At 61.7% G+C, this 895-nt stretch carries 1 protein-coding gene; it reads right to left on the reverse strand.

Annotation, left to right across the window (positions count from 1 at the left end; all coding sequences use genetic code 11):
- Nucleotides 1-895: Ig-like domain-containing protein (locus J4E53_RS30525; RefSeq protein ID WP_207268294.1), on the reverse strand; the 895-nt coding region annotated here is incomplete at both ends.

Consider the following 895-nt stretch of genomic DNA (forward strand, 5'->3'; position numbering starts at 1 on the left):
AGTGCTGGCGTTGTAGCCAGTGATGGTCAAGGTGTTGCCCAGCGCAGTGGTAATCGATTGTGGGAAACCGGCTGCCACGCCGCCGGTGACGACGTTGATACCGCCAACACTCAAGGTCTGCACGCCGTCCAGCGCCGTCACGGTGAACGTGCCACTTTGGGTCAGGGCCGATGCATCCGGGCTGCTGCCGTCGCTGAGGTTTTTTTCCTGCAACGACAGCTCACCGCCCTCGGTGTCGAGGCCGGTGATGACCACCGGGTCGTCGTTGTTGTGCACTTGCAGCACCAGGTTCGCAGTGCTGGTGTCGCCATCGGCATCGGTCAGGGTGTAGGTGAAGGTTTCGCTGCCGTTGCCGCCGCCGTGCAAGCCTTTGAAATCGGCGTCCGCGGTGTTCAGGGTGTAGGTGTAGGAACCGTCGGCGTTGAGCACCAGGGTGCCGTAGGTGCCGGTGAAGGTACCGGGCGTGATTGGGCCGGACGCCACGTGATCCGCGCCTTGGGTGTCATTGGTCAGGACGCTGCCGGTCAGGGTCAGGTGGGTTTCCGAAGCCGTGCTGGCGTTGCTGTCGTCCACGGCTTTGGGCAAGTCGTCGACGATATTTACGTCCAGGTTGCCGTTGGCCGTGGTGCCGTTATCGTCGGTAACCACAACGGCGAATTGTTCGCTAACGCTATTGGCACCGTTGGCATTTGGATGGGTTTCGTTGTCCAGCAAGGTGTAGCTGTAGCTGACCACACCAGTGCTGGCATTGTAGCCGGTGATGGTCAGCGTGTTGCCCAGCGCGGTGGTGATGGACTGCGGGAAACCCGCCGCCACGCCGCCTATAACCACATTGATACCGCCAACACTCAAGGTCTGCACACCGTCCAGCGCGGTCACGGTGAACGTGCCGCTC

The organism is Pseudomonas sp. FW305-28 (genome assembly GCF_017351395.1).
Lineage (GTDB): Bacteria > Pseudomonadota > Gammaproteobacteria > Pseudomonadales > Pseudomonadaceae > Aquipseudomonas > Aquipseudomonas fluorescens_AA.